The 6,696-nt window shown below is 30.6% G+C and carries 5 protein-coding genes and 1 pseudogene; 2 read left to right on the top strand and 4 right to left on the bottom strand.

Annotated elements, in window-relative coordinates; all coding sequences use genetic code 11:
- The 4 genes and pseudogenes from ACM55I_RS11820 to ACM55I_RS11805 all read right to left on the bottom strand — a co-directional run.
- On the bottom strand, positions 1–1,475 hold a 1,475-nt coding region (locus ACM55I_RS11820; protein ID WP_416847011.1), incomplete at its 3' end, for a PKD domain-containing protein.
- Positions 1,476–2,193: 718 nt separating this feature from the next.
- Positions 2,194–2,400, bottom strand: a pseudogene (locus ACM55I_RS11815) (OmpA family protein); the annotation flags it as partial.
- Positions 2,401–2,431: 31 nt separating this feature from the next.
- Entirely contained in the window at positions 2,432–2,938 is a 507-nt protein-coding gene (locus tag ACM55I_RS11810; RefSeq protein WP_416847009.1) for an IS3 family transposase, read from the bottom strand.
- A 398-nt stretch (positions 2,939–3,336) separates the two neighbouring features.
- Entirely contained in the window at positions 3,337–3,636 is a 300-nt protein-coding gene (locus ACM55I_RS11805; protein ID WP_416847007.1) for a transposase, read from the bottom strand.
- Positions 3,637–4,086: 450 nt separating this feature from the next.
- On the opposite strand from ACM55I_RS11805, the gene ACM55I_RS11800 reads away from it, so the two are divergent.
- Together ACM55I_RS11800 and ppk1 are read left to right on the top strand one after the other, a co-directional pair.
- Entirely contained in the window at positions 4,087–4,572 is a 486-nt protein-coding gene (locus tag ACM55I_RS11800; protein WP_039107998.1) for a SixA phosphatase family protein, read from the top strand.
- 5 nt (positions 4,573–4,577) lie between these two features.
- On the top strand, positions 4,578–6,647 hold the full coding sequence (gene ppk1 / locus ACM55I_RS11795) for a polyphosphate kinase 1 (protein WP_416847006.1): 2,070 nt from the start codon (positions 4,578–4,580) through the stop codon (positions 6,645–6,647).
- Positions 6,648–6,696 lie beyond the last annotated feature (49 nt).

The following is a 6,696-nucleotide window of genomic DNA, read 5'->3' as shown; positions in this document are numbered from 1 at the left end:
GTAACGTCTTTAGTTACAGTACATAATTTCGCATCTGTAATAGTGAAGGTATGCAATCCGGCATTCAATCCTGTTTGTGCAGGAGTGATTGTATAAGGAGCAGTTCCCCCGGCAGGGGTAATGGTAGCAGTACCGTCGCTTGCGCCAAAGCAAGACACATTAGTTTGTGAAGCAGAGGCAGATAAAGCCACAGATGGTTGAGAAATAGTTATATTATTACTTTTGGTTGTACAATCGTCAGTTACTGTTAAAGTGTAAATTCCGCCAGGAAGGTTATTAACGACAGCAGTAGATCCTACTACAACGTTAGATGTATTTTTCCATGAATAATTAATAGTACCATAGGAATTAGTAACTGTTCCTGCTGTCACCGAACCTGTACTGCTTCCAAAACAGTTGACATCTGTTTTGCTAGAAGCTGCTAATGCCAATATAGATGTAGGTGAAATAGTCACATTGTTAGTCGCTGAGCATAAGTTAGCATCTTTAACTTCCACGGTGTAAGTTCCGGCTGGCAAGGCATTCACTGTAGCAGTTATTCCCACTATTATATTAGATGAATTTTTCCATGAATAACTGTAAGCACCTGTTCCGCCTGTAGGTGTAATAGTCACTGTCCCATTGCTGCTGCCACTGCAAGACACATTTGTATGAGATATGTTAGTCAAAGTTAGCTCATTGGGAGTATCAATTAGCAATGAATATGAGTTAAACACCGCTGTTGGTGATTTTGAATCAGTAACAGTTAACTTAGCTGTTTTTCCTGAAGAAGTGTAAATGTGAGTTGGATTTGCTAATGTAGAAATAGGTGAACCGTCTCCAAAATCCCAAGAATAATGGTATGGAGCAGTACCACCATTTGTAGTTGATGTAAAGCTCACAGTATTATTATTGCCAACTTTACAAGCTTTATATGTAAATTGTACAGCTAAAGGGGCAGCAAAATAAGTTGAAGCTCCAAATTCACATTGGGCTTTGTTATAGGTATTTGAAGTGTAAGGAGTAGTTCCGTCAATAATACTATTTCCTGCCCATACCACTAGTATTTTATTAAACGATAAAGTCTGACCACATACCCAAGAAACCGTTTGAGTTGTCACCTTAATTTTACCTGGAGGTAAATTTTTTGTTGAAGGTAATGTACCTAAATATTTATTAATATCTGTAGAGACATCATTAATGATTAATGTTGCAAATAATCTAGCGGTATCTATGCTGTTTGCTTGGTTTTGAGTGTAATTCATCCAAATGTCAACATTGTAAGTATCAACGCCAGTGTTACATGTAGGAACAATATCTTCTAAAGGAACTCCATTAACGCTTGCACTGAGATAAACATTTTGAATAGTTACATTATTTGAAGTACAATTATAACCAAATAATCTTAAATCAGGATGATTAGCATCGAATTGGGAATATATATTACCAACAAACATAAATAAAGTTAGTAAAAGAAGGGTAATTTTTGTTTTCATACAATCAATTTTAATTAATTATTACTAAAGTTAATTTTGTGGTATTTGATATATAAAAAATAGAGTTTTTACTAAAAATAAAAACTTAGAAAATCGCTTAGTTTTAAAAACAATATATAAACACAGGTTTTCTTACAATATAAATGCATTAAACATTTTTTTAATTTTATTTAATCAGTTTTAACTTGTAAATTATTAATTAAAACTTTTAAGTAATAATTAAATAAATTTTAAATTAATTCTAAATTTTTCATAGTTTAAAGCCTTGTTCTTGATTTAAACTATTCTTTTTTTCTTGATAAATTTCTATATCTAAACATATTTAAAAACACATTTTCAGCATATAAAATTAAAATTACAAAGAATAAGTAGTATTGATTTTTTTTCTCTATCAACAACCTAAATACTCGTTTAAATGTAGTTTTTTTAAGAAAATTTTAGTTTTTTATATTAAAATTTAACAATTATTTTGTTTTGTAAATAGCGAAAAACTTTAATGATTTTAAATGTTTAACTTAAATTATTAGATAGATATTTATTGTGTTTCTCAATTCAAAATTTATACAAAATTGAAGGAATAAATTTTTTATAGAGGAAGTGTCCAAAAAAGGATGATAATAGTTTAACTTAAAAAAGCTTTTGTTTAAAACGAATAAACCTCGAAAGTGAAACTTCCGAGGTTTATAATTATTAAATATGATTTAATTTGAAAAGATACTTACAACGTCGTAATAATAAATTCACTTCGTCTGTTCAGTTGATGTTCTTCCTCCGTACATTTTACCCCATCGGCACATTTATTTACGAGTTGTGTTTCTCCATATCCTTTTCCGGTTAATCTGCTTGAATCAACACCTTTTTTGATTAACCAGTTTATGGTGGACTTAGCTCTTCTATCAGATAAAGCTTCATTGTATTTGAAAGTTTGGATATGCAAATGAAAACTGCACATTAAGTTAAGCTACATTTTTGTAATTAATTTGATTCTTAAATTCTTCAATAGTTGCATAATTCAAAGCAGAATGTCTCCTTTTTCTGTTGTACCAAATTTCAATGTATTCAAAGATTTCTAGTTTCATTTGTTCTTTAGAAATCAGTTTGTTTCCATAAATCAATTCAGTTTTCAAGGATTTAAAAAAGCTTTCCGCTACTGCATTGTCCCAACAATTTCCTTTGCGACTCATACTACGGGTTATTTTTTTATAGGAATCAAGAATATTTACAAACTTTTTGCTTGCATATTGAACACCTCTGTCGGAATGAAAAATCAAACCTTCCTCAATATTTCGGTTTTTAACCGATATTTTCCAAGCCTTAAGCGAGGTTTCATCTGTACTCATTCCATCGCTTAAACTCCAACCTATGATTTTTCTATCGTACAAATCCATAATAGTTGTCAGGTATACAAATCCCTCTTTGGTTTGAATATAGGTGATATCAGAAACCCAAGCTTTTGAAGGCATTTTTACAATAAACCCTCTGTTTAATATATTTTCAACGATTAAATAATTATGATTGAGTTGGTCGTTACTTTGAATTTCTTGCTTAATTTACTTCGTAAGCCTAGCTGTTTCATATATTTTGCTACACTAATTGCTTCGCCTGTTCGAGCAAAGCTCTCGGGTCTTGAAATTTTATAACCAATACTCCTAAGTTCTAATGTTATTCTAGGACTTCCGTATCGTTGTTTGGATTAAAAATAAATCAATGTTATCTGTTCTTTTTATAGCGATTTTTCGTTGCTGTGTTGCACTGATTGTTTGTTTTTTCCATCGGTAATAACTTCCACTACTCACTTGTAGAACTTTGCACTTTTTTTCAATCGGGAATACTTGTTCCTTGTTTTTAACGAAACTATAAATCATCGACCGCTCTTGGAAAAAATGCCGATTGCTTTTTTTAATATATCGCGCTCTAACGCGGCATCTTTGAGTCTTTTCTCCAGTTCGTGAATTTTTTCCTGTTCGGAACTTAGTTTTAAATTCCCTTTTCCTGGAAAACTTCCCTCTCCAAACTCCTCGAACTCTTTGCGCCATTTGTACAACTGTGGTGCTGTTACTCCCAGCTCTCTGGCCAATTCTGATATGTTTGTTCTCTCATAACTCAATTGGACGGCTTTTTCTTTGAAAGCTTTGTCATAAATTTTGCGCACTTGTTTCATAGGTTAAAATTAAGATTATTTCTTAACTTTCTGTGATGGCTAAGTTAGCATGTCCAAAATGACATTTCTTGTTAAAAAACAATAAAGAAAGGTATTTATCTGACTTTTTTATAATCTTTTTAATCGCTCTAATTTTTAGTGTTTAAATTGAAAATAAATTTCATTTGTATTTTAAATCTATAATTTTTATTAATAATAATAAATTATGAAAAATAGATTAAATTCGTAAATATCAGATTAAGTGTGTTTTTAATAATTTAAAACAAGAATAATCTTTCTTTTTTAAATTTTTAAAACGATTTTGTTTCATTTTTTTTTGTATGATTAATAATTTAAAATACATTTCTACCTCAAATTTATATTTTAATAAAAATTAGAATTAAAAAAAAAATTGTAATTTGTAATCTCAAAAAAACTGACAAAAATATTTTTATATAAAAAAATAGAAGCATGAAAAACTTAATATTAATTCGGCATGCGAAGTCAAGTTGGGAGGCTCCATTACATGATAAGGATAGACCTTTAACAAATCAAGGAATGAAAGATGCACACCTTGTTTCCTCACATATTAGTGATTTTATACCTAAAACGTATATGATTTGGAGTAGTTCAGCAGAAAGAGCCTCGGAAACGGCAGTAATTTTTGCGCAAAACATATCCTATCCCATAGAATGCATAGATTATAAAGACGAGCTTTACACCTTTGATGAAAATAAATTAGAGAAAGTTATCAAATCTTGTGATAATGGTATAGAAAGTGTTATTCTTTTCGGACATAACGAGGCTATTACAAATTTTGTTAATAAATTTGGAGATGCTTTTATTAATAATGTTCCTACAGCTGGATTTGTGTCTTTACAATTTGACACAGACAACTGGGATAGGATTAAAAAAGGCAAAACAAAAAAAATAATATTTCCAAAAGAATTAAAATAAAAAAAGTGTTAGAACATAAATATATTGATAGAGAAAAAAGTTGGTTAGCGTTCAATGCAAGAGTACTTCAAGAAGCTGCAGATGATTCAGTACCGTTATTAGATAGATTGCGATTTTTAGGTATTTTTTCTAACAATCTTGATGAATTTTTCAGGGTTCGATTTGCCGCCATCAGACGATTAAGTCTCTCAGGAATATCCGGAGAGAAATATCTTGGGGGTATTTCGGCGCAACAATTAGTAAAGGATATTACCGAAATAGTAATTCAACAGCAATCTGAAAGTCTGCGCATTTTAAATATTATAGAAGCAAAATTAGAAACGGAAAATATATTTATTATAAATGAAAATCAAATTTCCCGCGAACAGGAGAATTTTTTAAAAGACTTTTTTATTCAGAAATTAAGTCCGGAATTAGTGACAATTATATTAAATGATTTAGCCGAATTCCCTTTATTAAAAGATACTTTAGGATATTTGGCTGTAAAATTGGTTATGAATCATACCTCTGAAGTTCGGTATGCAGTTATTGAAATTCCAAAAACAATTAATCGATTTGTTGTTTTGCCTTCCAATAACGAAAAGCAATACGTAATCCTACTTGATGATGTGATACGACATAATTTGAAAAGTATCTTTAATATTTTCGATTATGAAAGTGTTTCAGCACATATGATAAAAATCACCAGAGATGCACAGTTAGACATTGATAGTGATTTGAGTAAAAGTATGATTGAAAAGATTTCTACCAGCGTAAAAGACAGAAGAATAGGGGAGCCCGTTCGGTTTATTTATGATCAGTTAATAGAAAAAGATACCCTTCAATTTTTCCTCGATAAGATGAAAATTGTTACTACTGACAGCATTATTCCCGGTGGAAGATACCACAACAGACGTGATTATATGAATTTTCCAAATCTTGGTAGATTCGATTTATTGTATCTAACGAATGAACCTTTACCAATTCCCGGATTAAGTCTTGAAGGAAGTATTTTAGAAAAAATAAGCACCAAAGATTATTTATTAAATGCGCCTTATCAGTCTTTTTCTTATCTCACTAAATTTTTACGGGAAGCAGCTCTTGATCCAAAAGTTACTTCAATAAAAATCACGTTATACCGATTGGCAAAAAATTCTCAAATCATAAGTTCACTTATAAATGCTGCCAAAAACGGAAAAAAAGTGACTGTTCAAATTGAATTGCAAGCTCGTTTTGATGAAGCTTCTAATATTTCGTATGCAGAGCAAATGAAAACGGAGGGGATTGAACTTATTTTTGGGATAAAAGGGCTGAAAGTTCACAGTAAAATATGTGTTATTGAAAGAACCGAAAATGATAAAATCAAACGTTATGGTTTTATTTCTACCGGAAATTTTAATGAATCTACCGCAAAAGTTTACACTGATGTAACTCTTTTTACCAGTCACCAACAAATTCTAAAAGATATTACAAAAATTTTCGAATTTTTCGATATTAATTATAGAGTACATCGGTACAAACATCTGATCGTTTCTCCTCATTACACCCGAACTCGATTTTATAAATTGATAGATAGAGAAATTTTGCATGCTTCAGCAGGCAGAAAGACTCATATAAAATTAAAAATGAATAGTTTATCCGATTTTAAAATGATTGATAAATTATATGAAGCCAGTAATGCGGGAGTAAAAATACAACTCGAAATTAGAGGTATTTGTTCCTTGATCCCCGGGATTCCTGGGATGAGCGAAAATATAGAAGCGATAAGTATTGTAGATAATTATCTGGAACATTCCAGAGTTTATATTTTTGGGAATGCCGGACAAACGGAAGTTTACATTTCTTCAGCTGATTTTATGACTAGAAATCTGGATGGTCGAGTAGAAGTTACGTGTCCTATTTATGATCAGGAAATAAAAAATGAGCTGATAGACAATTTCGATTTAGGTTGGAAAGGAAATGTAAAAGCGAGATTTCATTCTTATAAATTAGATAATAAATATAGAGTACGAAATCATAATCCGGTTTTTAGAGCCCAATTAGAAACGTATAAATATTATCGAAATAAAATTGACGTTTTAGAAGAAATTGTTTAAAAAGTGGTTTCATATTTGCTATTGTCCTCGAATAATATAAGAAACTAAA

This window comes from Flavobacterium algoris, from assembly GCF_048158525.1.
Taxonomy (GTDB): Bacteria; Bacteroidota; Bacteroidia; order Flavobacteriales; family Flavobacteriaceae; genus Flavobacterium; species Flavobacterium algoris.
The sequence above is the reverse complement of the archived record's forward strand: the minus strand, read 5'-3'. Positions and strand labels throughout refer to the sequence as shown.